The sequence below is a fragment of the Nocardioides pantholopis genome (assembly GCF_003710085.1).
Lineage (GTDB): Bacteria > Actinomycetota > Actinomycetes > Propionibacteriales > Nocardioidaceae > Nocardioides > Nocardioides pantholopis.
Genome location: NZ_CP033324.1, coordinates 3,770,736 through 3,794,347, shown reverse-complemented (window position 1 = coordinate 3,794,347; position 23,612 = coordinate 3,770,736). Strand labels below are relative to the sequence as shown.

General features: G+C 72.7%; 24 protein-coding genes. 17 read left to right on the top strand and 7 right to left on the bottom strand.

Annotated features, from left to right (window positions below; translation table 11 throughout):
- Positions 1-82: 82 nt before the first annotated feature.
- From EBO35_RS18105 to EBO35_RS18090, 4 genes are all read left to right on the top strand, one after another.
- Complete coding sequence (locus EBO35_RS18105; protein WP_164478038.1) at positions 83-3,004, top strand: helix-turn-helix transcriptional regulator; 2,922 nt, start codon at positions 83-85, stop codon at positions 3,002-3,004.
- 75 nt (positions 3,005-3,079) lie between these two features.
- Positions 3,080-3,298, top strand: coding sequence for a hypothetical protein (locus EBO35_RS19785; RefSeq protein ID WP_206422607.1), 219 nt, complete (start codon positions 3,080-3,082; stop codon positions 3,296-3,298).
- A 2-nt stretch (positions 3,299-3,300) separates the two neighbouring features.
- Positions 3,301-4,428 carry a cupin domain-containing protein gene (locus EBO35_RS18095; protein ID WP_241153769.1) on the top strand — a complete coding sequence of 376 codons (1,128 nt, stop codon included), beginning with the start codon at positions 3,301-3,303 and terminating at the stop codon, positions 4,426-4,428.
- A complete protein-coding gene (locus EBO35_RS18090) occupies positions 4,425-5,354 on the top strand; it encodes a sucrase ferredoxin (protein WP_206422606.1) in 930 nt (309 codons plus the stop codon). The genes EBO35_RS18095 and EBO35_RS18090 overlap by 4 nt, the downstream gene beginning before the upstream one ends.
- Before the next feature lie 84 nt (positions 5,355-5,438).
- On the opposite strand, the gene EBO35_RS18085 is transcribed toward EBO35_RS18090, so the two are convergent.
- The 3 genes from EBO35_RS18085 to EBO35_RS18075 form a co-directional block, all read right to left on the bottom strand.
- Positions 5,439-5,711: a GlsB/YeaQ/YmgE family stress response membrane protein gene (locus EBO35_RS18085; protein WP_241153768.1), complete on the bottom strand. Its 273-nt coding sequence runs from the start codon at positions 5,709-5,711 to the stop codon at positions 5,439-5,441.
- Positions 5,712-5,745: 34 nt separating this feature from the next.
- Positions 5,746-5,979 carry a hypothetical protein gene (locus tag EBO35_RS20105; RefSeq protein ID WP_241153767.1) on the bottom strand — a complete coding sequence of 78 codons (234 nt, stop codon included), beginning with the start codon at positions 5,977-5,979 and terminating at the stop codon, positions 5,746-5,748.
- Between the two features lie 375 nt (positions 5,980-6,354).
- Positions 6,355-7,503, bottom strand: coding sequence for a zinc-dependent alcohol dehydrogenase (locus EBO35_RS18075; protein WP_122818960.1), 1,149 nt, complete (start codon positions 7,501-7,503; stop codon positions 6,355-6,357).
- A gap of 121 nt (positions 7,504-7,624) precedes the next feature.
- Here EBO35_RS18075 and EBO35_RS18070 point away from each other — a divergent pair, with 121 nt between their 5' ends.
- A complete protein-coding gene (locus EBO35_RS18070) occupies positions 7,625-9,103 on the top strand; it encodes a cytochrome P450 (RefSeq protein WP_241153766.1) in 1,479 nt (492 codons plus the stop codon).
- Positions 9,104-9,114: 11 nt separating this feature from the next.
- On the opposite strand, the gene EBO35_RS18065 is transcribed toward EBO35_RS18070, so the two are convergent.
- Entirely contained in the window at positions 9,115-9,972 is an 858-nt protein-coding gene (locus EBO35_RS18065) for a helix-turn-helix domain-containing protein (RefSeq protein ID WP_122818959.1), read from the bottom strand.
- Between the two features lie 137 nt (positions 9,973-10,109).
- Between EBO35_RS18065 and EBO35_RS18060 the strand changes: the two genes are divergently transcribed.
- Complete coding sequence (locus tag EBO35_RS18060) at positions 10,110-10,799, top strand: SDR family NAD(P)-dependent oxidoreductase (RefSeq protein WP_122818958.1); 690 nt, start codon at positions 10,110-10,112, stop codon at positions 10,797-10,799.
- A gap of 81 nt (positions 10,800-10,880) precedes the next feature.
- Here EBO35_RS18060 and EBO35_RS18055 read toward each other — a convergent pair whose 3' ends face one another.
- The gene (locus EBO35_RS18055; protein ID WP_122818957.1) at positions 10,881-11,591 is read right to left on the bottom strand and encodes a Mut7-C RNAse domain-containing protein; all 711 of its coding nucleotides are present in this window, start codon (positions 11,589-11,591) and stop codon (positions 10,881-10,883) included.
- Between the two features lie 267 nt (positions 11,592-11,858).
- Here EBO35_RS18055 and EBO35_RS18050 point away from each other — a divergent pair, with 267 nt between their 5' ends.
- The 6 genes from EBO35_RS18050 (at position 11,859) to EBO35_RS18030 (ending at position 16,401) form a co-directional block, all read left to right on the top strand.
- Positions 11,859-13,127 (top strand): HNH endonuclease signature motif containing protein, encoded by a 1,269-nt coding sequence (locus EBO35_RS18050; protein WP_122818956.1) that lies wholly within the window; start codon positions 11,859-11,861, stop codon positions 13,125-13,127.
- A gap of 408 nt (positions 13,128-13,535) precedes the next feature.
- Positions 13,536-14,048, top strand: a complete 513-nt coding sequence (locus EBO35_RS18045; RefSeq protein ID WP_164478037.1) for a sigma-70 family RNA polymerase sigma factor — start codon at positions 13,536-13,538, stop codon at positions 14,046-14,048.
- Positions 14,045-14,740, top strand: a complete 696-nt coding sequence (locus tag EBO35_RS18040) for a hypothetical protein (protein ID WP_122818954.1) — start codon at positions 14,045-14,047, stop codon at positions 14,738-14,740. Before EBO35_RS18045 ends, EBO35_RS18040 begins: the two co-directional genes overlap by 4 nt.
- 9 nt (positions 14,741-14,749) lie before the next feature.
- On the top strand, positions 14,750-15,769 hold the full coding sequence (locus EBO35_RS18035; RefSeq protein ID WP_122818953.1) for an ImmA/IrrE family metallo-endopeptidase: 1,020 nt from the start codon (positions 14,750-14,752) through the stop codon (positions 15,767-15,769).
- Between the two features lie 81 nt (positions 15,770-15,850).
- Positions 15,851-16,006, top strand: coding sequence for a hypothetical protein (locus EBO35_RS19630; protein WP_164478036.1), 156 nt, complete (start codon positions 15,851-15,853; stop codon positions 16,004-16,006).
- 188 nt (positions 16,007-16,194) lie between these two features.
- Positions 16,195-16,401, top strand: coding sequence for a KTSC domain-containing protein (locus EBO35_RS18030; protein ID WP_263457663.1), 207 nt, complete (start codon positions 16,195-16,197; stop codon positions 16,399-16,401).
- Between the two features lie 86 nt (positions 16,402-16,487).
- On the opposite strand, the gene EBO35_RS18025 is transcribed toward EBO35_RS18030, so the two are convergent.
- Both EBO35_RS18025 and EBO35_RS18020 read right to left on the bottom strand, forming a co-directional pair.
- A complete protein-coding gene (locus EBO35_RS18025) occupies positions 16,488-17,633 on the bottom strand; it encodes a glycerate kinase (protein ID WP_206422605.1) in 1,146 nt (381 codons plus the stop codon).
- Between the two features lie 8 nt (positions 17,634-17,641).
- Positions 17,642-18,685, bottom strand: a complete 1,044-nt coding sequence (locus EBO35_RS18020; RefSeq protein ID WP_122818950.1) for a LacI family DNA-binding transcriptional regulator — start codon at positions 18,683-18,685, stop codon at positions 17,642-17,644.
- A gap of 106 nt (positions 18,686-18,791) precedes the next feature.
- On the opposite strand from EBO35_RS18020, the gene EBO35_RS18015 reads away from it, so the two are divergent.
- The 5 genes from EBO35_RS18015 to EBO35_RS17995 are packed head-to-tail and all read left to right on the top strand — an operon-like array spanning position 18,792 to position 23,609.
- Positions 18,792-20,030 carry an amino acid ABC transporter substrate-binding protein gene (locus tag EBO35_RS18015; RefSeq protein ID WP_122818949.1) on the top strand — a complete coding sequence of 413 codons (1,239 nt, stop codon included), beginning with the start codon at positions 18,792-18,794 and terminating at the stop codon, positions 20,028-20,030.
- Between the two features lie 5 nt (positions 20,031-20,035).
- Entirely contained in the window at positions 20,036-20,920 is an 885-nt protein-coding gene (locus tag EBO35_RS18010; RefSeq protein WP_122818948.1) for a branched-chain amino acid ABC transporter permease, read from the top strand.
- A 10-nt stretch (positions 20,921-20,930) separates the two neighbouring features.
- Positions 20,931-22,055, top strand: coding sequence for a branched-chain amino acid ABC transporter permease (locus EBO35_RS18005; protein ID WP_122818947.1), 1,125 nt, complete (start codon positions 20,931-20,933; stop codon positions 22,053-22,055).
- Positions 22,052-22,810: an ABC transporter ATP-binding protein gene (locus EBO35_RS18000; RefSeq protein ID WP_122818946.1), complete on the top strand. Its 759-nt coding sequence runs from the start codon at positions 22,052-22,054 to the stop codon at positions 22,808-22,810. Before EBO35_RS18005 ends, EBO35_RS18000 begins: the two co-directional genes overlap by 4 nt.
- Positions 22,800-23,609, top strand: coding sequence for an ABC transporter ATP-binding protein (locus EBO35_RS17995; RefSeq protein ID WP_122818945.1), 810 nt, complete (start codon positions 22,800-22,802; stop codon positions 23,607-23,609). Before EBO35_RS18000 ends, EBO35_RS17995 begins: the two co-directional genes overlap by 11 nt.
- Positions 23,610-23,612: the final 3 nt, after the last annotated feature.

The window sequence follows — 23,612 nt, the reverse complement described above, 5'->3', positions numbered from 1 at the left end:
CCGAGCCCCCGGGCGAGGGCGTGTCGAGACCCCGCTGGTAACCGGCGAGCACCGAACGCCGCCAGCCGTCATCATGGAGCCCGTGGCGTACACCAGCGGGACCCTCGTCGGCCGGGACACGGAGCTGGCCGCGCTCGCCGGCCTGATCGGGGTCGGGTCGACCACCCCGGGCGGCGCCGTCCTGCTCTCCGGCGACGCCGGCGTGGGCAAGACCCGGCTGCTGACCGAGCTGCGCGACCGCGCCGTCGCCGAGGGTTGGCAGGTGCACGCCGGGCACTGCCTGGACTTCGGCGACAGCGCGCTGCCCTACCTCCCGTTCTCCGAGGTGCTCAGCCGGCTGGCGACCGCGCTGCCGCAGGTCGTCGAGAAGGTCGCCGCCGCCCAGCCGGCGCTGGCCCGGCTGCAGCCGGGTCGCCGGGTGCTCGGCTCCCAGGACCGCGAGGGCGCCGCGATCGACCGCGGCGACCTGCTCCAGGCCGTCCACGACCTGCTGGAGCAGGCCGCCGAGCACGCGCCGCTCCTGCTCGTCATCGAGGACACCCACTGGGCCGACCCCTCCACCCGCGACCTGCTCAGCTTCCTGTTCTCCCGGTCGTTCTTCGGCCCGGTGGCAGTGGTCGCGACCTACCGCTCCGACGACCTGCACCGCCGGCACCCGCTGCGTGCCAAGGTCGCCGAGTGGTCCCGGCTGCGGGGCGTGGACCGGCTGGCCCTGGCTCCGCTGCCGGACGACGCCGTGCGGGCCCTGGTCGCCGAGCTCGCCGCGGACGGCACCTCCGCGGCCGAGATCGCCGAGCTCGCCGAGCGGATCGTGCCGCGCGCCGAGGGCAACGCGTTCTTCGTCGAGGAGCTCACCAGTGCCGCCTCGGGCCCCGAGCGCTGGGTCCCGGCCGACCTCGCGGACGTGCTCCTGGTCCGGCTGGACCGGCTCGACGACACCGCGCGCCAGGTGGTCCGCACCGCGAGCGTCAGCGGCCGCCGGGTCCGCCACGACATGCTCACGGCCACCAGCGGGCTGGACGCCGGCGCCCTCGAGGAGGGCCTGCGGGCCGCGGTGGAGAGCAACGTCCTGGTCGCGGACCGCGGCGGCTACGCCTTCCGCCACGCGCTGCTCGGCGAGGCGGTGTACGACGACCTGCTGCCCGGGGAGCGGGTCCGGCTGCACACGCTCTTCACGGCCGCGCTGCGCGACGGCGTCGCCCGGGGCACCGCCGCCGAGCTGGCCCGGCACGCCCGGCTGGCCCTGGACCTCGACACCGCGCTGTCGGCGAGCGTGCGCGCCGGCCGGGAGGCGCTCGAGGTCGGCGGCCCGGACGAGGCGGCGTACCACTTCCAGCAGGCGCTGGAGCTGGTCGCGGACCCCCGGCGCCGCATCGACTCCGAGCTCGACGTCTCCAAGCTCGTGGTGCAGGCAGCGGAGGCCCTGACCGCGAGCGGGGACCCCGAGCGGGCGGCCGCGGTGATCCGCGAGCAGCTGGAGCGGATGCCGGACGCGACCGACGCCGAGCGCTCCCGGATGCTGGCCGCCCAGGCCAACGCGCTCTACATCACCGAGACCGACGTGGACCCCTCCGCGGTATCGGCGCAGGCGGTGACCCTGGCCCCGGCGGGCGAGAGCGCGCTGCGGGCCCGCACCCTCGCGACCCACGCCCGGATCCTGGCGGCGGTCGGGCGCTACGACGAGGCGGAGTCGGTCGGCATGGACGCGCTCGCGCTGGCCGAGCGCCTCGACCTCGCCGAGCACGTCTCGGACGTGATCACCACCCTCAGCGGGCTGAAGAAGTCCGGGCCGGTCGACGGGCTGCGCTCGGCGCTGCGCGACGCGGTCGCCCACGCCGAGCAGACCGGCGCGGTCGCCGCGGAGCTGCGCGGACGGTTCCTGCTGGGGCGCTCCTACGAGGACTGGGCGGACTTCGACGAGGCGGAGCGCTGGTTCCGTGCCGCCATCGCCCGGGCCGAGAGCGCCGGCCTGCCGTGGGCGCCGTACGGCTTCGAGTCCCGCTGGCAGCTGGCCTGGGTGCAGCTGGTCCGCGGCGACTGGGACGCCGTGCTGACGCTCGCCTCGACCGCAGACCCGCACCCGCCGCCGATCCCCGCGGCGATGCTCGACTCGCTGCGGCTGATGGTCCTCCAGGCCCGGGGCGAGGACGTCGCAGCACCGGCCCGGGCGCTGCGCCGGTTCTGGGAGCGGGAGGGCGCGGTCGTCATCCACGCCGCCGCCGTGCAGATCGTCGCGGCCGCCCGCGCCGAGGACGCCGACGGCGTGCTGGCGGTCTACGACGACGCGGTCACGGTCCTGGGGCGGATCTGGCAGGAGTGGTTCAGCGCCCGGGTCCGGCTCGCTGCGCTCGCGGCCGGCGCGCTCGCCGACCTGGTGCCGCGGATGAGCGCCGCCGAGCGGGAGCGGCACCTCGCCCGGGCCGAGCGCCTGCACGAGGACGGCCGGACGGTGCTGCAGCGCTACGCCGACCCGTCCGGGCACTGGGGGCCGGAGGGCCGGGCCTGGATGCGGCGCCTGGAGGCCGAGGTGCTGCGGATGCGCTGGCTGGCCGGCACCGCGCCGGCCCAGGACGAGCTCCTCGCCGCCTGGCGCGCCGCGCTGGCCGCCGCCGAGGAGTTCGGGCACGTCTACGAGACCGCCCAGGTCCGCGCCGTCCTGGCCGCCATCCTCCGTGCCGGTGGCGACCTCACCGGCTCTCGGGAGCAGTCCGACCTGGCCCGAGCCAGCGCCCGGCGGCTCGGTGCCGCCCCGCTGCTGGAGCGGCTGCGCGCCCTCGGCAGCACACCGGTCCGCGCCGAGTCCCGGCCCGACTCGCTCACCGCCCGGGAGACCGAGATCCTCACGCTGGTCGCCCAGGGACGCTCCAACGGCGAGATCGCCCGGCAGCTGTTCATCAGCGCCAAGACCGTCTCGGTGCACGTCTCGAACATCCTCGGCAAGCTCGGCGCCGCCGGGCGCACCGAGGCGGCGGCGATCGGCCGCCGGCGCGGGCTGGTGGAGTAGCCGGCTCGTGTGGCGGCCCGACCCGGTGGGTACTGCCCGGGCGCCACGACCACCGCTCGTCCACCTGGAGGAACCATGACGACCACTCCCGAAGAGCCCCTGAGCGACGACGACATGACCACCGCGCCGGCTGGCGGCGGCCCGAGGCTCGGCGGCGGGGACGCTGATGGCACCGACGGTGGCGACGCCGACGGCACCGACGGCGGGGACGCCGACGGCACCGACGGGACCGACGGCGACGGCACCGACGGAGGCGACGCTGACGGCACCGACGGGACCGACAGCCCGTCCTGACCGTGCTCCCCGGCTCCGCGCTCGACCTGCTCAGCGGTGACGCCCGGACCTTCCTCCAGAAGGTCTGGGCGTCGCGCGTGCACCTGCACCGCGCGGACCCGGACCGGCTGGCCGGACTGCTCTCCCTCGAGGACGCCGACCACCTGCTGACCGCGAGCGCGATCCGGACCCCCTCGATCCGGATGGCCCGGGACGGGGCGGTGCTCCCGGAGTCGGCGTACACGCGCTCGGCCACCCTCGCCGGCCAGCCGCTGACCGGGCTCGTCGACGCCGGGAAGGCCCTCGCGCTCTTCGACCAGGGCGCGACAGTGGTCTTCCAGGGGCTGCACCGCTACTGGCCGCCGCTGACCGACCTGGTGGCCCGCCTCGAGCTGGAGCTCGGCCACCCCTGCCAGGCCAACGCCTACCTGACCCCGCCCGGCTCGCAGGGGTTCGCGGTGCATGCGGACAGCCACGACGTGTTCGTCTTCCAGACCGCCGGCGCCAAGCGCTGGGAGGTGCACACCCCCGAGGGCGTCGAGGACGTGACGCTGGAGCCGGGGGTCTCGATGTACCTGCCGACCGGCACCCCGCACGCCGCACGGGCCGAGGAGGTCGCCTCCCTGCACGTCACGCTCGGCATCAACCAGCTCACCTGGCGCGGCCTGGTCCGGCGCTCGGTCGACGAGGCGCTGGGCGGCGTCCCCGACGAGCACCTCCCCGGCGGCTGGCTCGACGACCCGAGCGCCCTGCGCTCCGGCCTGGCCGACCGGCTCGCCGAGCTCGCGGACCGGATCCGCAGCCTCGACACCGACGCGGCCGTCACGGCCGAGACCCGGCGGTTCCTGACCAGCCGGCCGCCGCGCGTCGCCGGCGGCCTGCGCGACGTGCTCGCCGTCCGCGACCTCGACGACCAGACAGTGCTGCGCCGGCGGCCGGGCCACCCCTGCGTGCTGGTCCCCGCCGGCGACCGCCTCGAGGTCCTGCTCGGGGACCGGACCGTGACGGTGCCCGGCTGGCTGGCCCCGGCCCTGGAGTCGGTCCGCGCGCGCTCGGAGCTGCGGCCCGCCGACCTGGCGCTGGACCCGCAGAGCCGCCTGGTGCTGTGCCGCCGCCTGGTCCGGGAGGGCCTGCTCGAGGTCGTGGGGTGAGCGAGGGGAGCTTCCGCTGCGCCGCCGCCAGCCTGGAGCGGTCCGACCCGCTCGCCGGCACGGCCTCGACGGTGCGGGCGTTCCTGCTGCTCGAGCACCCCGGCCCGTGGGGGGTCGAGGCGCTGCGCGACGCCCGCCTGCCCGACGGCGTCGGAGACCGGATCCGGGTCGCGGCCGCCGCCGCGAAGGTCCGGGTGCTCCTGGTGCGCCGGCCCGGGCGGTCGGCGTCGAGCGGGCCGCGCCGGGTCTTCGCGGCCTCCTGCCTGCCGGGCGGCACCCGCCTGGAGGCCGGGACCCTCGACGATCCGGCCGAGGTCCTCGACCTGGACCTCGCCGGCCTGCGGGCCGGCGGCTCCGCCGGCCTCGCGGCGTACGACGGCGCGCTGTTCTGCGTGTGCACCCACGGGCGCCACGACACCTGCTGCGCCGAGCGCGGTCGGCCCGCTGTCACGGCCCTCGCCGCGGCGTACCCGGAGGAGACCTGGGAGGTCTCGCACATCGGCGGGGACCGCTTCGCCGCCAACATGCTGGTGCTCCCGCAGGGCCTCTACTACGGCCGGCTGGAGCCGGAGGCCGTCCTCGGCGTCGCGGCGGCGCACGGCCGCGGCCACCTGGAGCTGGAGCACCTGCGCGGCCGCTCGGCGTACGCCATGTCGGTGCAGGCCGCCGAGGTGCACCTGCGCCGCGATCTCGGGGAGACCCGGGACGCCGCGGTGCGGCTGACCGGTGCCCGGGGCACGGGGGACGACCTGGTCGAGGCCGACTTCGCGGTGACCGACGGGTCCGCGGTGACCGGCTATCGGGTGCGGGTCCGGACGGTGCCCGGGGGCGGGGTGCACCGGCTCACCTGCCGCGCCACCCGCGAGGAGCCGGCGCCGCGTCACGAGCGGGTCGGAATCGAGCGGCTCGGGCGGATCGACCCGTAACGCGAACCAGGCGCCCGCTGATGCGGGCGCCTGGTTCGGAGAGTGGTGAGCGACAGGGGGCGGGACCGGCCCGACCCCGCCGGCTCAGTGGTGCGCGGAGCTCTTGCTCTTGCTGCTCATGCCCTCGGCCACGCCGATGAGCAGGATCGCGGCGACGATCGCGACGATCGCGCCGAGGATGTTCAGCTCCCAGATGTCACCGGTGCCGAGCAGGTTGGCGATGATGCCGCCGATCAGGGAGCCGACCACGCCCAGGAGCAGGGTCGCGAGAACGCTGAGGTTCTGGCGTCCGGGCTTGATGAGCCGCGCCACGGCGCCGACGAAGAGTCCGAACACGAGGAAACCGATGATTGCCATGCTCCTCAGGTACCCCCTTGGCCGCAGAGGATGCTCAGCGGCGGCGGTGACGTGCGACTCGTCGCAGCAGGTACGCCGTCCCGGCCGCCCCCGCGACCCACGGACCGGCCACCACGACCGGGTCCAGGGCGTGGTGCCCGACGTCGGTGCGGTTGCGGCCCAGGCGCGAGGACAGGCCGTGCCCACTGATCTCGGCCCGGATCCCGGTCTCGGCGATCGGGTTGTCGGGACGCCCCCGGGCGGCCGAGGCGACAGCGCTCTCCACCATGTCCACCCGGTCGGCCGCCAGGAGGATCAGCCAGTGCGCGGCCTTGGCCTCGCTGTGGCGGCGGTAGGCGTACTTGCGCAGCGCCCCCGAGAGGCCCTTCGGAGGGCATGAGGTTCCGAAGACCGGGGTGAGCCGGGCGTGCTCGATCGAGCGCTCCCGGGGCCAACGCTCCTCCTGCTGCTCCGGCAGCTCCCAGTGCGCGCCGGTGGCGCCCGGGTCGAACCGCTCGCGGGGTAGGACGGCCGGTCGGCGGGGTCCAGGTCGGCGCCCCAGCCCGGGATCCGGGCGCGCAGCTGGTCGGAGGTCTCCGGGAGCGGCGGCTTCTCGGCGGTGTACGGCGGCTGGCTGGTCGTGTCGGTGCTCATCGGGTGCTCCTCAGGCGGCGTCGGGGATGATGACCGGCTTGATGCAGCCGTCGAGCTTCGCGGAGAACAGGTGGTAGGCCTCGGCGATCTCCGAGAGCGGCACCCGGTGGGTGATGATGTCGCTGGGCTTGAAGTAGCCGGCGCGGATGTGCTCGAGCAGCCGCGGCCACTGCCGCTTCACCGGGCACTGGTTCATCCGCAGGGTCAGCCCCTTGTTGAGGGCGTCGCCGAACTTCACAGCGCTGAACATCGGGCCGTAGGCGCCCATCACCGAGATGGTCCCGCCCTTGCGGACCCCGTCGATCGCCCAGTTCAGCGCGACCGGCGAGCCGCCCTGCAGCTTGAGCTTCGCCGAGGTGAGGTGCTGGGTCAGGTTGCCGTCGGCCTCGGCGCCGACCGCGTCGATCACGACGTCGGAGCCGAGGTGGTCGGTGGTGCGCTTGAGGTGCACGACGACGTCGTCGTGCTCGGTGAAGTTCACGGTCTCGGCGTGGGCGAAGGTGCGCGCCTTCTCCAGCCGGTCCTCGAGGTGGTCCACGACGATCACCCGGCCCGCGCCCATCAGCCACGCCGAGCGCGCGGCGTACAGGCCGACGGGGCCGGCGCCGAGGACTGTCACGACGTCGCCCTCGCTGATGTCGCCGAGCTGGGCGCCGAAGTACCCGGTGGCCAGCGCGTCGGTCATCATCAGCGCGTCCTCGTCGTCGAGCCACTCGGGGATCACACTGGGCCCGACGTCGGCGAACGGCACCCGGACCAGCTCGGCCTGGCCGCCGTCGTACCCGCCGCAGGTGTGGGAGTAGCCGTAGATGCCGCCGACCGCTGTGGCGTTCGGGTTCACGTTGTGGCAGTTGGAGTACAGCCCTCGGGCGCAGAAGAAGCAGGATCCGCAGTAGACGTTGAACGGCACCATCACCCGGTCGCCCACTGCCAGGTTCCGCACCGAGGGACCCACCTCCTCGACCACGCCGATGAACTCGTGGCCGAAGGTCATGCCGACCCGGGTGTCCGGCATCATCCCGTGGTAGAGGTGCAGGTCGGAGCCGCAGATGGCGGCTCGGACGACTCGGACGATCGCGTCGTTGGGGTGCTCGATCACGGGGTCGGGCTTCTCCTCGACCCGGACCCGGTACGGGCCGCGGTAGACCATCGCGCGCATGGAACTCCTCAGAGGTGGGGTGGGCCCCCGAGGTATCCCCGGCGCCGCGGCACAAACGGCCGCGCTGCCGCGCTCCCGGAACCTGTTGACAGTTGTTCAACAGCGGGTCGAGCATGACGACGTGGCGACCGTCCAGGATCCCCCGAACCCCGCCGAACCGGACACCAGCGAGCTCACCGCGCAGCGGTTCCGGCGGATGAGCGGGCGGGGGCGCGGGCCGCGCGTGCCGGTGGACACCAGCGGGCTGCCGCCCGGCCCGCGGCTGCCGGTCCTGGTGCAGAGCGCGGCGGTGCTGCGCTTCCGGCACCAGTTCCAGCCCTGGCTGCACCGCCGGTACGGCGACGCCTTCACGGTCCGGCTGGTGCCCGGGGGCCGGCCGCTGGTCTTCTTCACCCGTCCCGAGCAGGCCCGGGAGATCTTCGCCGCCGACCCCGCCACGTTCCACGCCGGGAAGGGCAACGCGATCCTCGGCCCGGTCATGGGCGAGCACTCGCTGCTGCTCCAGGACGGAGCCGAGCACCAGCGCGCCCGCAAGCTGCTGATGCCGGCCTTCCACGGCCAGGCGCTGCGCGGCTACCGCGGGCTGGTCGCCGACCTGGCCCGCGACGAGGTCGCCCACTGGGCCACCGGGGTCCCGTTCCGGTCGCTGGACCGGATGAACGCGCTGACCCTGGAGGTCATCCTGCGGGTGGTCTTCGGTGTCACCGACGCCGATCGGCTGGCCGCCCTGCGGCCCCGGGTCAACGCCACCGTCGACATCAGCCCCGCGATCCTGCTGGGCTGGGGCTATCCGCGGCTGCAGCGCTTCGGCCCCTGGAAGCGGACTGTCGACAACCAGCGCGAGCTGGACCGGCTGATGTACGCCGAGATCCGCGAGCGTCGCCGGGCGCCGGACCTGGCCGCGCGCACCGACGTGCTGTCCCGGCTGATCGGGCAGGGCGAGGAGGGTGCGCCCGAGGAGCGGCTGAGCGACACCGAGCTGCGCCAGCAGCTCAGTGACACCGAGCTGCGCCAGCAGCTCAGTGACACCGAGCTGCGCGACCAGTTGGTCACGCTGCTGCTGGCCGGCCACGAGACCACCGCGACGGCGCTGGCCTGGGCGCTCTACGAGCTGGGCCGCGACCGCGCGCTGCTGCGGCGTACCCAGGAGGCCGCGGACGCGGCGGACGAGGCGGAGGGTGACGCCTGGCTCGAGGCGGTCCTGAAGGAGTCGATGCGGCTGCACCCGGTGATCCCGATGGTGGTGCGGACCCTGATGAGCCCCGCCACGATCGGCGGCTGGGAGCTCCCCGCCGGCACCTCGGTCGGGGCCTCGATCCTGCTCGCCCACCGCAGCCCGGAGAGCTATCCGGAGCCGGCGGCCTTCCGCCCCGAGCGGTTCCTGGGCTCGAGCCCGCCGCCGAACTCCTGGATCCCGTTCGGGGGCGGGGTCCGCCGCTGCCTCGGCGCGGGGTTCGCGCAGATGGAGGGCGTGGCCGTGCTGCGCGAGGTGCTCACGGCGTACGACGTCGCGGCGGTGGGCGCGGACCGCCCGAAGGTCCGCAACATCACCAGCGTGCCGCGGGAGGGCGCCCGGATCCGGGTGACGGCGCGCGGTTAGCGGCACCGCCCTCAGGCGCCGGTGCGCTCCCGGGGCGGGACGTCGCTCGAGGGCACGGCCGCCGAGATCAGCAGGGCCAGCTTCTCCGCGCTCTCGGTGCCGGGGTCGGGGTGGAAGACCACGAGGTGCAGGCCGTCGGTCCCGTCGACGCTGAGCCGCTCCCGGTTCAGCGTCATCTCGCCCACCTGTGGATGGTCGAATCGCATCGGCGCGCCGAACTGCGTCTTCACGTCATGGCGTGCCCACAGGTCGCTGAACCGCGGGCTCGCCAGCGACAGCTCGCCCGCCAGCTCGATGAAGCGCGGGTCGCCGGTGTCGGTGCCGACGGCGTGCCGCAGGTTGGCGGCCAGGCAGGCGGTGGAGCCGTGCCAGTCCGGGTGGAGCGCCTGCTCGGCCGGGTCGAGGAAGAGGTCGCGCAGCTGGTTGCCACCCACGACCAGGCGCGGGGAGAGGGCCCGCGCCCACCCGTTCGCCACCAGGATGTCGAAGTAGCGCCCCTCCACGTACGCCGGGTGGGGCAGCGAGGCCACCAGCGTGGCCACCCCGGGCGGAACGGTCTCCGGGTGCGGGCGGCGGCGTCGCGGCGCCGGCCCGTCGCACGCCAGCGTCCGCAGGTAGGCGAGGTGGGCCTGGTCGAGCTGGAGCACCCGGGCGATCGCCTCCAGGACCTGGGTCGAGGGGTTGCGGTCGCGGCCACGCTCGAGACGCAGGTAGTAGTCGGCGCTGATCCCGGCCAGCATCGCCACCTCCTCGCGGCGCAGGCCGGGGACGCGTCGCGTGCCGGCGTCGGGGATCCCGACCTGCTGCGGGGAGACCAGGCCGCGCCGGGCGCGCAGGTAGTCGCCGAGGACGTTCGGTCGAGTGGGCACGCCTCAGCCTAGGACCGCAACGGGTCCCGAAGGGGGGTCCTGTCGCTCCCCCGGCCCGACGGGGTCCTGCCTGCCGGCCGCGAGCGCGCCTAGCGTCGCGTCCTGCCCACCCGGGGCATCCCCACGGAAGGACTCCCATGACCGTCACCCTGATCACCGGCGCGAACAAGGGCATCGGCTTCGCCACCGCCCGCCAGCTCCTCGACCTCGGCCACGAGGTGTACGTCGGCGCGCGCGACGCCGAGCGGGGCGGGAAGGCCGCCGCCGCGCTGGGCGCACGGTTCGTCCAGCTCGACGTCGCCGACGAGGCGTCGGTGCGCGCCGCCCTGGCCACGATCGAGGAGGCCGAGGGCCGGCTCGACGTGCTGGTCCACAACGCGGGAGTCATGAACACCGACCCGGACCCCGACGGTCCGACGGCGCTGGGCGTCTTCGACACCAATGTGGTCGGCATCGTCCGGGTCACCACGGCGGCGCTCCCGCTGCTGCGCCGCTCCGAGCACCCGGTGGTGGTCACCGTCTCCAGCAGCATGGGGTCGTTCTGGGCGACCACGAACCCCGAGCGTGCCGAGCACGGCATCGTCGCCCCGCTCTATGCGGCGTCGAAGTCGGCGGCCACCATGCTCACGCTCCAGTACGCGAAGGCCGAGCCCGGCATCAGGTTCAACGCCGTCGAGCCGGGCTTCACCGCCACCGACATGACCGCGGGGATGGCGGGCGGGCGGCCCGTCGAGGAGAGCGCCCGGGTCGTCGTCCGGATGGCGACCCTCGGCCCGGACGGGCCGACCGGCACCCTGAGCGACGAGGACGGGGAGCTCGCGTGGTGACGACGAGCGTCGTCATCGGGCCGGCTCGATGACGAACTCGGGGTCGACACCGTCGACAACAGCCCGCAACCTCGCCCGGGCTCAGCCGGTCGCCGCGTCGACGATGCGGCGCAGCCGGGTGCCGTGAGCGCCGTCCCAGTAGACCTGCCCGCAGGCCGCACAGCGGTGGAACGTCTCGTAGCTGCGCCGGGTGCCGGGTCGCAGCAGCGACTCGACCTCGGTCTTCGGGACGGCGTGCAGCTCGCCGTTGCACGAGGGGCACCGGGTCCCCGGCGCCAGCGGCGGCGCGAAGCGCGCGAGCACCTCGCGCAGCTGGTCGTCGGGCACCTGGGTGTTGACGTGCGCGCCCCAGCGCAGGGCGCGGCGGTGCAGCAGTCCCCGGTCCCGGGTGAGCAGGATCCGCTGCTCGCGCAGCGACGTCTCGAGCAGCTCGTCGTCGTCGGCGTTCGCGGCGTACGCCGTGTCCAGGCCGAGCAGCCGCAGCCGGCGGGCCAGGGTGCCGAGGTGGACGTCGAGCACGAACCGGGGAGGTGACGTCGGCGCGGCCTGCGGCCGGCGTGCCGCGGCGACCTCGATCCGGTCACCGGGCGCCGGGCGGTAGGACAGCGGCACCGGTACGCCGCCCGCCCGCAGCTCGCCGACCTCGGTCCGGGGCACGCCGAGCGAGGCGAGCAGGTGCCCGACCGTGGAGGTGCCGTCCGCCGGCAGCACCTGCTCCGCGCCCCGGTGCTTGGCCGGCAGGAAGAACTGCAGCGGCCCCGGCACCACCAGCGTCACGGCGTCAGCGGGCATGACCGGGCAGCGCCCCTCAGACCTCGCCGGGCTCCGCGATGACGAGCTCCCCGGCAGCGTGGGGGCTCCCGGCGACGTCCTGGGCGACGTGCGTCTCGGCGCCGGGCTGGGCAGGTCGCTCGGGCGGCTCTCTCATGGCTCCCCGTACCCCGGGAGGCGGGGGGCAAGCGTCGCTGTCTCGGCCCGGTTCGGCAGTTGTCCACAGGGGGTCTGACCTGGGGGAACAGCCGATCAGAACTGTCGGTGGTCGGTGGTGTAGTAGGTCACATGACGGCAGCGTTCGCACCTCGATCTGGGCATCCGGTGGCCCGGGCGGTGGCGTACGTGCAGGAGGCGTTGGACGGGGTGGCCGAGGCTCCGGTGTGGTCGCTGGACGCGGCCGAGGCGGGGGCCGCGCTGCTGGATCTGACGTCCGAGATCGCGCGACTCCACGAGCTGCGGCTCCGGGTCGCGGCCCAGGCCCACACCGTCGAGACCGGCGCCGCTGTGGGCGCGACGAGTACGGCGAACTGGTGGGCCCACGAGGCACGGTTGACCCGCCCGGAGGCACACCGGTTGATGCGGCTGGCCCGGGCCTTGGACACGCCGCGCCACGACCCGGTCCGGGATGCCCTCGCCGCGGGCCGGGTCAACCTGGACCAGGCCCAGGTGATCGTGGACGCGGTCGAGGACCTTCCCGCGGAGTACGTCGACGAGGACGCCCGGGTGCGGGCCGAGGAGTTCCTCCTCGGCCAGGCCCGCCACCACGACGCCATCGCGCTGCGCAGACTGGGCAAGCGGCTGATCGAGGTCATCGCCCCCGAGCACGCCGACGCAGTGGAGGCCGCCCGACTGGAGCGGGAGGAGGCCGCCGCCCGCGCCGCCGCCCGGCTCACGATGTCCGACGACGGACACGGCAAGACTTATGGCCGGTTCACGATCCCGACCCACCACGCGGCAATGCTCCGCACCGCGCTGCTGGCGATCGCCGCCCCCAAGCACCAGCACGCCGTGAACGGCGCCGGAACTGGGGCCGGTGAGCGGCGGCCGGGTCCGGAGCGGATGGGTCAGGCGTTCTGCGAGTACGTGGAGCGCTACCCGGTCGATCGGCTCCCCGACGCCGGCGGCGTCGCGGCCACGATCGTGGTCACGATGGAGATGGAGTCGCTGGTCGGCGGACTCCGGGCCGCGCAGCTGGCCACCGGCGAGACCATCTCCGCCTCCGAGGCGAGGCGGCTGGCGTGCGAGGCCGGGATCATCCCCGCCGTCCTCGACGGCGCCGGCCAGCCCCTCGACGTGGGCCGCACCCGCCGGCTGTTCACCAAGGCCCAGCGGACCGCGATGGGCCTACGTGACGGCGGCTGCACCGCCGAAGGATGCGACTGGCCACCCGGCCTGTGCCACGGCCACCACGTCATCCCCTGGCACCTCGGCGGCGAGACCAGCCTGACCAACGGCCGCCTGCTCTGCCCCCGCCACCACGCCCGCGCCCACGACCCTGCGTACGAGACCAGGGTGCTGTCGGGCGGGAAGATCGCCTTCCACCGACGGTGTTAGACCGCCCCTGGCACCCCGGCCCGACCGGGACGCCCCATCGCGGCGGAAGGACGCAGGGGTTTGATACAGGTCAGGCGACTCGCCTGTAGATGCCACCCGCCGTCTAGCAGACCCCTCCGAACGAGAGGAGGTTGAACGGGTGCCGGTGAGTTGTATAGGCCTACACCCGAATTTGCGCGCGTCTTACGGCTAGCGACCCGGGGTTGCCGGAGAATTCGAGGGTGTCGGCTAAACGTCGAGTGGGCTGCGTCGACTGCTCGGTATGCGCCCTTTGCGACGTGGGTGTGTGCGGCGGTTGCGGACCTAATCCGAGGTGACGGTGCGATGAGCTCAGGCGGGACCAGTAGCGGTGACGGGGACGAAGAGCCAGGCGAGCGACCCGAGTCGGGTGGCGTTCCCGACTTTGAGGTGGCCTACGCCGAGAACCGGGACATGCTGCATCGAGTTGCCGCGGCGGCGTTGCGTCCCTTTGGCCTGGAGTCGCATGCGCCGGACGTAGTGCAGGAGGCGGTTCTGTCGGTGTGGCGGCACCCGCCGGCACAGGTGTCGAGTTGGGTCGCGTTGTTGGTGTCGACGGTGAAACGTCGCGCTATCGACGTGGGGAAGCTTGGGGAGACCAGGTATGCCGGTCCGGATGTCATTGAGCTCTCGGAGCGGCCCGCTGTCGCGGCTGACGTTGACGTGGAGGGCGAGTTCGTCGCCGTCGAGGAGCGTGAGCTCAAGGTCGCTGCGGCTCGTGCGGCTATCAGCGAACTTCCCGATGACCAGCGTGCGGTCGTTCGCCGGATGTACTACGGCGAACAGAGCCAAGCGCAGATTGCGCGGGAGCTTGGGTTGACGCCTGGTCGTATCAGTCAGTTGAAGACGACCGCGTACAAGAAGTTGGCGACAATATTGGAAGCGAAGGGGGTGAGTTTGTGAGTCATGAAGAGCAGCACGGTGACGACAGCGGTCGCATGGCGCGGCTCTTGGAGCTGCCTCCAGGTGCGGAGCGTGAAAGTCTGTTGAGCACGCTGCCTGAAGCTGAGCAGGCTGCCGCGCGTCGTCTGCTGAATGTCGCCGACCTGGTGTGGGAGGACGCCCATGGGGCGCCGGCTTTGGAGGACGACCCGGTAGCTGCGCTGCTGGGTCTCGTGCCTGATGCTGGGTATCAGCTGGACCCGGCTGCGCTGAAGCGTGTCCGGTCGGGTGCCGGGGTGAAGGCGTCGGTTTTGGCTGACCGCCTGACCCGTCGCGGTTGGTCGGTGAGTGCTGTCGACGTGCTCGGATGGGAGACGCGTGGGGCCGCGGTTGTGCCGCCGGCTTTGGTGCGCGCTGTCGCGGACGTCCTGCACACGGACGCTGACCGCCTCACGGCTCCTGCACGTGGGGCTGTGAAGTCTGGGGCTGGCGCGGAAGTCGTGGCAGCTGACGTTGCGAACGAGGTCGCCGGAACAGTTCGGTTCCGAGGTCTGGCCGAGCGGTTCGCAGCTCTTCAGAACATGACCCAGAAGATGGCCGAGTCGGCACTGCACGCACGGATGCTGGCCACAGTTCATCGCGGCGACCAGCCCAACGCCGAGCAGATGTTGTCGGCCGTTGAGGGTCTTGTCGATGCGCTTGAGTCCGACTAGGGATCATTCGTGTTAGAGACCATGGAGGACTGTGTCGACCGGGCTTTGGGCGAAGTCGACGAGCCGATTCAGGCGAGCTTTGCCGCTGACCCGCTCCGGACCCTGAACGTGGAGTTCGGGTTGAAGGTGCGTGCCGCCGACCATCTCACCGAGCAGCGCGACGACGGCGGCACTTGCGATGGGGTGTCGTTCCTGAAGGACGGCGTCATCCTTTACGCGGCCACCGGGAACCGGCGAGAGAACTTCACGCTGGCGCACGAACTCGGCCACTCTCTGGTGGCCGACATCGATGACATTATCGACTGGTTGGCTGACCAGCCCGATGCCGCGGTTGCGCTCGAGACGCTGTGTGACCGGCTCGCGTCCCGACTCCTGTTCCCCGATGAAATAGTGACGCGCATCATCGGCGCCGGCCCGGTGCGAGCACGTCACGTGGCTGAGCTGTACCAAGCCACGAATGCGAGCGTCCCGGCGTGCGCCATTGCGCTAGCGGGCCGGCTTCCGACGCTCGGCGCCGTCATCGTTCTTGACCAGGCGACGAACGTGGTCACGTACGCGAGCGTTCACCCTGACCCTGAGCACGGGTGGCCGACGGTGCACCCGTGGCCGAGGCAGACACTGCCGGCTGCGCACCCGCTGGGTGGGCTGACCTCCGGCGCGACGTTCACCCGCCGTTCGTTCTGGGCGACATCGTGGGGAAGCCGCGCCGACTTTTACATCGATGCGTATGCGGGGGACCGCCGCACCGTTGCGGTTCTGGTCGACGATGACCTGTGGGGCGTTGACGTGTTCCACCCTCAGGTAAGCCGCGATTTCGACCAACGACCTGAGGGGACCTTTCGGTGTTGCGGGGTCGAGCGAACTGTTCGTGCGTGGCCGTGCGTGGACTGCGGGGAACCGTACTGCCCCACGTGCGGAAAGTGCCGATGCGGACGTCGCGCGTCGCGGGAGGCCCTGTGCGCGGGCGGGTGCGGCATGAAGTACCTCCCGCATCTCCTCGAGGACGGTCGCTGCGAGGAGTGCCGCTAAACATCCGGCTACCTGCCTCGACTACTAGGTGAGAGGACATCGAGACCTCGGTCGGTGGCTCTCGGGGAGGAGGTGGAACGGATGGCGAAGAACACGGGGCGCGGGCACCGCGTCGGCGCGGTGAAGAGTCGCAGCGAGTTCAAGGTCGGCAAGACCTGGTTCAAGCGAGACGCCGCAACGGGTCGCATCATGAACGGCAGCTCGAACCAGCACAAGGGCGTCCGCAACGAGAAGTGACACTCGGGGGCGGCTGGCACCTGACCGTGTCCAAGTCGCCCCCGACCTCGCTCGGTGCCTGCAGCGTCGCCGCACCCGGAAACCGCAGCTCGCTCATGGGCCTCGGACGGTCTGGCCCGCGACCCGGCGCCGCAAGTCAGTTACACCATTGATCAACAGGCCCAAGGGAGGAGGAAAGAAAAGTGAGGATGCAACCAATTGTCTCAAACAACCTGAGCGCTGTCGGGTATGACGCCGACACTCGCACCATGCGGGTCCCGTTCCACAGCGGCGGCGTTTACGACTACCTCGACGTCGCGTACCCGCTGTTCAAGCAGATCCTGCTGCCGCACCCGTGGCGTCGTACTGGCTTCCATGTCAAGGCACACCACTACCATCGCGTGGCAGCGGCGTAGTCCGACGACGTCCGTTATGGGGCCGTTCGATGGTGCGTCTGACTGGGCGGTGGGCAGCGCCGCCTCGTGCGGCTCGACTACCGAGATCAGGGAGCGGTGGCGCCCTTGAGCCTGCCGGAAGGCATCACCTGATCCCCGATCGCCTCGCCGGTCCGCTCCAGCAACGTCCGTGCGTCCACCATGCACCGCGCCGGGTCCGGCTCCAGGTCGGTCAGCGCCCAGGTCCCGGCGAAGCCCGCGGACTTGAGAGCGGAAGGCGCGAGCGTCGTACGGCCGCAGACGGCGACGACCGGTACGCCGAGGCGGCGGCAGGCGGCGGCGACGCCGACGGGGGCCTTGCCGTGCAGCGTCTGCTCGTCGAGAGAGCCCTCGCCGGTGATCACCAGGTCCGCGTCCGCGACCGCGGCGTCGAAGTCGACCAGTGACAGCACGGTCTCCACGCCCGGGCGCATCGCGGCGTCCAGCAGGGCGAGCGCGCCGAAGCCGGCGCCTCCGGCCGCGCCCGCACCGGGGCCGGCGCGCAGGTCCCGGCCGGTCGTCTCCGCCACCAGCTCCGCCCACACGGTCAGCGCCTTCTCGAGCACCGCGACGTCGTCGGGCGCCGCGCCCTTCTGGGGGCCGTAGACGGCGGCCGCGCCCGACGGGCCGAGCAACGGGTTGTCGACGTCGGACGCGAGCGTGACCCGTACGCCGCTGAGGCGCGCGCGCAGGGGAGCGAGGTCCAGGGCCGCCGCCGAGGCCAGCGCCGCACCGCCGGGCGGCAGCGGCCTACCCGACGCGTCCAGGATCCGGGCGCCCAGGCCCACCGCGAGGCCGGCGCCGCCTTCGGTGGAGCAGCTGCCGCCCACGCCGAGCACGATGTCGCGGCAGCCCGCGTCGATCGCGGCCGCCAGGAGCTGGCCGGTGCCGATCGTGCTCGCCGTCAGCGGTGCGAACGCGCCGGGCAGCCGGAGCAGGCCGGAGGCGTCCGCGAGCTCCACGACCGCCAGGTCGCCCTGCCGGGCGAAGGCGGTCTCGACCGGCTCCCCGGTCGGGCCGTCGACGGTCACCGGGCAGCGCTCGTAACCCGCCTCGAGTGCGGCGGCCAGCGTGCCGTCGCCGCCGTCGGCGACCGGGACCCGCTCGACGACGACGTCCCGGACCGCCCGGCGCAGCCCCGCCGTCAGCGCCTCGGCGACCTCGGCGGCGGTGAGCGAGCCCTTGAACTTGTCGCTGGCGATCACGATCCTCACGGGTGGCCTCATCCCTTCCCGGTCGGCGCCGGGCCGGTGGAGTCGCGGACCACCAGCTCGGCCGGCATCCGCTGCCGCCGCGGTCGCCGGCCGGGCTCCTTCAGCGCCAGGCCCAGGGCCCGCGCGCCCATCTCGGCCATCGGCAGCCGCACCGTGGTGAGGCCGGGGGAGAGGTCGCCGGCCACCGCGACGTCGTCGAAGCCGGTGACCGAGATCCGGCCGGGCACCGGGACCCCGGCCTGGCGCAGCTCGGAGAGGCAGCCGATCGCCATGTCGTCGTTGAGCGCCAGGATCGCTGTCGTCTCCGGATGCTCGGCCAGGACTGTGCGGGCGCAGACCCGGCCGCCCTCGCGGGTGAACTCGCCCTCGATAACCGGCGCCGACGCGGGATCCAGGCCGGCCGCCGCCATCGCCTCGTGCACGCCGGCCAGCCGGTCGGTCACGGTCGTGAGCTCCCGCGACCCGGCGATGACCGCCAGTCGGCGGTGGCCGAGGTCCAGCACGTGGCTGGCGATGTCCCGGCCGCCCTCGGTGTTGTCGGGAAGTACGGCGTCCACGCCGAGGTGGTGGCGTCCGATCACCGCGACCCGGCCGCCGGTCTCGGCGAACCGCTCCAGCTCTCGCCGCGACGGCAGCTCGACCTCGGGGTCGACGAAGCCGGACCCGGCGACCAGGATCGCGCCCACCCGGCTCGCGACCAGCGAGCGGATCTGGTGGAGTTCCGCCTCCGGGTCCCGCCCGGTGTGGCAGATCTGCACGGTCCGCCCCTCCGCGACGGCCACCCGCAGCACGCCGCTGGCGATCTCGGAGAAGTACGGGTCCCCGATCTCGTGCACGACCAGGCCCACGGTCTCGGTCGAGCCGCTCGCCAGCGAGCGGGCGTGCAGGTTCGCGACGTAGCCGAGGTCGGCGGCCACCTGCCGCACCTTCTCGGCCAGCGAGGAGCTGACCCCGGGGGTGCCCGAAAGAGCCCGCGAGGCCGTGGCGATCGAGACGCCGGCCGCGGCGGCCACGTCGATCAGCCTGGTCTGCCCGTTGCTAGGTCGTTTCATCGGTCCCCGGAATTTTCCCGCGCTGTGACGGTTGCCACACCGCCAATGATGTGTGTAGCGTCACTGTAACCGCTTACGTAAGCGCTTTCATAACCGAGGAGTCCCGATGTTCTCTCACCGGAAGTCACGGCGCGGCGCCCTCGCCGTGACCGCCTGCCTCAGCCTCGCCGCGTCCCTCGGTGCGTGCGGCCTCGACTCCGGCGGAGGGGAGGGCGAGGGTGGCGACGACGAGATCGTCATCGGCGTCTCGCTGCCGCTGACCGGCGACTTCAGCGAGCCCGGCAAGGGGGTCCAGCGCGGCTACGAGGCCTGGGCCGACTACGTCAACGAGAACGGCGGACTGCTCGGCAAGGACGTCCGCCTGGAGATCCTCGACGACCAGTCCAGTGCCGACCGGGTCGCCTCGGACTACGAGAAGCTGATCAACCAGGACAAGGTCGACCTGGTCTTCGGCCCGTTCTCCACGCGGCTCGTCGTGCCCGCCGCGCAGGTCGCCCAGGACTACGGCTTCCTCTTCGTGGAGCCGGCCGGTGCCGCCGAGGAGGTCTTCACCCAGGGCTTCGACAACCTCTTCTACGCCGCGCCGGCGATCGCCGACGACCACTACAACCTGCTGGCCGAGCAGATCATCGCGATGCCGGAGGGCGAGCGGCCCAAGACGGCCGCCTACGCCACGATGGACGACCCGTTCGCGCAGGGCACGGCGTACGGCCTCAAGGACAAGCTGGAGGCGGCCGGGGTCACCACTGTCGCCGACGAGGTCTACCCGCCGAACACCACCGACTTCAGCAGCATCGCGGCGAAGGTCGCGGACAGCAAGGCTGACATCGTCGTCGGCGGCACCCAGTACCAGGACGCGGTGAACCTGATCGTCGCCCTCCAGCAGCTCAACTTCCAGCCGAAGATGGCGGCCTTCTCCACGGCCCCGACCAACCCCGAGTTCCCCGAGGCGATCGGCTCCAAGACCGAGGGCATCCTCTCGCCGACCGGCTACACGCCGGACGCGAAGTACCCCGAGAACCAGGAGTTCGTCGAGTTCTACACGGAGAAGAACGGCACCCCGCCGTCGGAGGACGAGGCGAACGCCTGGACGACCGGCGAGGTCGTGGCCGCGGCGGTCGAGGACGCCGAGTGCGCCGACCCGTCCCAGGAGTGCCAGCAGAAGCTGATCGACTTCCTGCGCGAGGCGACCGTCGACACGGTCGTCGGGCCGCTGAGCTGGGACGCCGAGGGCCGGCCGGAGAGCGCGCACCTGATCCAGCAGTACGTCGACGGCGAGATCCGGATCGTGCTGCCCGAGGACCAGGCCGAGGCCGAGTTCATCGCCGTGAAGCCGCAGTGGTGATCTGAGTGTCCGGCTCCCTGCTGCTGCAGAGCATCATCCTCGGGCTGCTGCTCGGGGGTCTGTACGCCCTGCTCGCCGCCGGCCTCACGCTGTACTTCGGCGTGATGCGGGTCGTGATGATCGCCCACTCGGCGTTCCTCGTGCTGGCCGCCTACCTCGCCTGGTACTTCCAGCGCGAGACCGGCCTGGACCCGCTGCTCTCGCTGCTGGTCACGGTGCCGCTGTTCTTCGTCGTCGGGTTCACCATGCAGCGGCTGCTGCTCGCCCGGCTCCGGCCGGCGACCCTGACGATGATGTCGGTGCTGCTGACCTTCGCGATCGCGCTGACGATCGAGGGCCTGCTCGGATACTTCTTCTCGGGCACCCAGCGCCGGATCCAGCTGGACTACTCCGGCAGCAGCATCGAGTTCTTCGGCGCGAACATCGCCGTGGTCAAGATGATCGCCTTCGCCCTCGCGGCCGTGGCGCTGCTGGGCCTGTGGGCGCTGATGAAGCTGACGAGGTTCGGCCAGGCGCTGCGCGCCACCATCCAGCACCCGGAGGCCGCGCGCCTGCTCGGCATCAACACCGACCGGATCGCGGGCTTCGGGTTCGGCCTGGGCCTGGCCACCGCCGCCATCGGCGGCACGGCGCTCTCGCTGGACTCCACGATCTACCCGTCGCTGCACTGGCACTGGATCGGGCCGCTGATGGCGATCATCGTGATCGGCGGCCTGGGCAGCATCCCCGGCGCGGCGATCGCCGCGATGGTGCTCGGCGTCTCGCAGAGCCTGCTGCAGGTCCCGCTCGGCACGACGTGGGCGCAGACCGTCTTCTACATCGCCCTGTTCGCCACCTTGATGGTCCGCCCCCAGGGATTCTTCGGAGGTCGTCTTGCCCAGCGCTTCTAGCAGCCCGCCCGTGGCCGCCGCCCCTTCCACCGGCGGGGCCGGCCGCTCCGGCTTCGACAAGGCGGTCCTCGGGGCCCGAGCCGTCGCCCTCCTGGCCGCGGCGGTCCTGGTCCTGGCGTTCCCGCAGCTGGCACCCGACGCCTTCATCCTCTCCGTCGGCGTCGTCATCGCCAGCTACGCCGCCCTGGCCGTCTCCTGGAACTTCGTCGGCGGCTTCACCGGCTACATCTCGCTCGGCCACGCGGCGTACTCCGGGATGGGCGGCTACGGCACCGCGCTGCTGATCCTCGAGGCCGGCTGGAACCCGTGGCTCTCGCTCGTCGGCGCGGCGCTCGCGGTCGCGGTGCTCGCCGTGCCCATCGGGATCGCGTCGCTGCGCGTCCGCGGCGCGTCGTTCGTCATCGTCTCGATCGCCCTGGTCCTGATCCTGCTGCTCGTCTCGCAGAGCTGGGCCAGCTTGACCGGGGGCTCCAACGGGCTGCGGGTGCCGCGTCCGTTCGGGCAGGACGTGCTCCGGCCCGAGCAGCACGAGCGGTTCTTCTACCTCCACGTCGGGCTGGTGGTCATCGCCCTGGCGGTCTGGTGGGCCATCGACCGCTCCCGCTTCGGCACCGGCCTCAAGGCGATCCGCGAGGACGAGGACAAGGCGCAGGCGCTCGGCGTGCCGACGTTCAACTACAAGCTGGCCGTGTTCATCATCTCGGCGTTCTTCACGGCGCTGGCCGGCGGCATGTACGCCCTCTGGTTCGGGTCGCTGGACCCGATCTTCCAGTTCTCGATCCTGGTCGGCTCCTACATGGTCCTGATGTCGCTGCTCGGCGGCATCCGGAGCCTGCTCGGCCCGGTGGTCGGGGCGGTGATCGTGGGCTACGCGCTGGAGTTCTTCAAGGCGCAGTACGGCGACACCCAGTTCCACCTGGTCGCGCTCGGGCTGCTGCTCGCGCTCGTCGTGCTCTTCATGCCCGACGGCGTGCTGCCGGCCCTCGGGTCGCTGGTCAACCGGTTCCGGCCGCAGGCCACCTCGATCCGGGAGATGACGGCCGGCGAGCTGCTCGAGCACAACCGGGCCCTCGAGAACGACCGGGACGGGACCACCGACCCGGCAGACCGCGAGATCGAGGAGGTCGGCCGATGAGCGCCACCGCGGCCCCACCGGCCACCCGCACGCTCGAGACCGTCGAGCTGCGCAAGTCCTTCGGCGGCGTCCACGCCGTCGACGGCGCCACCGTCACCTTCCAGGCCGGCCGGATCAACGCGCTGATCGGCCCGAACGGCTCCGGGAAGACCACGTTCTTCAACTGCGTGACCGGGATGATCAAGCCGGACGGCGGGTCGGTCAGCTACCAGGGCGCGGACATCACCGGCAAGGCGCCGCACCGGATCGCCGCGGCCGGCGTCGGGCGCAGCTTCCAGCTGTGCCGGATCTTCCCGCGGATGACAGTGCTCGAGAACATGCTCGTGGGGGTCCGGCCGGAGGGCCTGGTCCACCGGCTGCGCGGGTCCCGCAACGCCGACGACATGGCCAAGGCGCGCGAGCTGCTGCGCCGGGTCGGCATCGACCACCTGGAGCGCTCCGAGGCGCGCGACATCTCCTACGGCCAGCAGAAGCTGCTGGAGCTGGCCGGGGTGCTGATGACCGACCCGGAGACGATCATGCTCGACGAGCCCGCCGGCGGCGTGAACCCGGCGCTGATCGGCCGGATCGGCACGCTCGTCCGCGAGCTCAACGCCGAGGGCCGCACGTTCATCATCGTCGAGCACAACATGGAGATGGTGATGAGCCTCTCCGACCACGTCGTGGTCTTCGACCGCGGCCGTCCGATCGCCGAGGGGACGCCCGCCGAGGTGCAGGCCGACCCGCGAGTCCTGGAGGCCTACCTTGGCATCTGACGTCCCCTCGCCCCCCGGCCCCGCGGGCCCCGCCAGCCCCGCCGGCCCTGCTGCTGCGGGCGAGTACCTCCTCGACCTGACCGACATCGAGGCCGGCTACGGCCGGGCGGCGCTGGTGCTGCGCGGGCTCACCGTGCGGGTGCCGCCGTCCAGCATCGTCTGCCTGGTCGGCCCCAACGGCGCCGGCAAGTCGACGGTGCTCAAGGTCGCCAGCGGGATGCTGACCCCGCGCTCGGGCCGGATCACTGTCGACGGCGTCGACGTCACCCGCAACGGCCCGCAGGACATGATCCGCTCCGGGCTCTCCCACGTGCTCCAGGGTCACTCGGTCTTCAAGGAGATGACAGTCGCGGAGAACGTCGGTCTCGGTGCCTACACCGTGCGCGACAAGGCCGCCATCGCCGAGCGCACCGACTTCGTCAAGACGCTCTTCCCGGTCGTCGCCGAGCGCTGGCACGACCTCGCCGGCGCCCTGTCGGGTGGCCAGCAGAAGCAGGTCGAGTTCGCCCGCTCGCTGATGGTCAGCCCCAAGGTGGTGCTGCTCGACGAGCCCAGCATGGGCCTGGACCCGAAGACCACCAGCAAGGTCTTCGAGCAGGTGGTGCGGATGCGCGACGCCGGCATCGCCGTGCTCCTGGTCGAGCAGAACGCCCGCCGGGCGCTGGAGACCGCCGACATCGGCTGCGTGCTCGACCTGGGCCGCGTCCACATCACCGGCCCGGCCAGCGAGCTGCTCGCCGACCCCCAGCTCGCCGAGCTGTACCTCGGCGGGCGCCCGGCCGCCGCCCCCACGTCCTGACCC

Coding starts and splice junctions, on each gene's coding strand:
- EBO35_RS19785 (WP_206422607.1), top strand. CDS start 3,080: ATGACGACCACTCCCGAAGAGCCCCTGAGCGACGACGACATGACCACC.
- EBO35_RS18085 (WP_241153768.1), bottom strand. CDS start 5,711: ATGGCAATCATCGGTTTCCTCGTGTTCGGACTCTTCGTCGGCGCCGTG.
- EBO35_RS20105 (WP_241153767.1), bottom strand. CDS start 5,979: ATGGTGGAGAGCGCTGTCGCCTCGGCCGCCCGGGGGCGTCCCGACAAC.
- EBO35_RS18075 (WP_122818960.1), bottom strand. CDS start 7,503: ATGCGCGCGATGGTCTACCGCGGCCCGTACCGGGTCCGGGTCGAGGAG.
- EBO35_RS18060 (WP_122818958.1), top strand. CDS start 10,110: ATGACCGTCACCCTGATCACCGGCGCGAACAAGGGCATCGGCTTCGCC.
- EBO35_RS18055 (WP_122818957.1), bottom strand. CDS start 11,591: ATGCCCGCTGACGCCGTGACGCTGGTGGTGCCGGGGCCGCTGCAGTTC.
- EBO35_RS18050 (WP_122818956.1), top strand. CDS start 11,859: ATGACGGCAGCGTTCGCACCTCGATCTGGGCATCCGGTGGCCCGGGCG.
- EBO35_RS19630 (WP_164478036.1), top strand. CDS start 15,851: ATGGCGAAGAACACGGGGCGCGGGCACCGCGTCGGCGCGGTGAAGAGT.
- EBO35_RS18030 (WP_263457663.1), top strand. CDS start 16,195: ATGCAACCAATTGTCTCAAACAACCTGAGCGCTGTCGGGTATGACGCC.
- EBO35_RS18020 (WP_122818950.1), bottom strand. CDS start 18,685: ATGAAACGACCTAGCAACGGGCAGACCAGGCTGATCGACGTGGCCGCC.
- EBO35_RS18015 (WP_122818949.1), top strand. CDS start 18,792: ATGTTCTCTCACCGGAAGTCACGGCGCGGCGCCCTCGCCGTGACCGCC.
- EBO35_RS18000 (WP_122818946.1), top strand. CDS start 22,052: ATGAGCGCCACCGCGGCCCCACCGGCCACCCGCACGCTCGAGACCGTC.